Here is a 212-nt window from a genome sequence, read left to right on the forward strand (position 1 = left end):
GCCGTGGGCTTTGCCGGGTCGCAGGGGCATTTCGAGTTGAACGTCTACAACCCGATGATGTCCTACAACGTGCTGCAATCCATGCAGCTTCTGGGCGATGCGGCCTCCAGCTTCACCGACAACTTGGTCGTGGGCACCCAGGCCAACGTGAAGCGCATTGACCAGCTGATGCGCGAATCGCTGATGCTGGTGACGGCGCTGGCGCCCACAAT

Annotated in this window: 1 pseudogene; it reads left to right on the plus strand. The window is 60.8% G+C overall.

The features are described 5' to 3' along the window. Window positions 1-212: pseudogene (gene fumC, locus AMS65_RS00135) on the plus strand (class II fumarate hydratase); the annotation flags it as partial.

The sequence above is a fragment of the Leucobacter celer subsp. astrifaciens genome (genome assembly GCF_001273835.1).
GTDB classification, from domain to species: domain Bacteria; phylum Actinomycetota; class Actinomycetes; order Actinomycetales; family Microbacteriaceae; genus Leucobacter; species Leucobacter celer.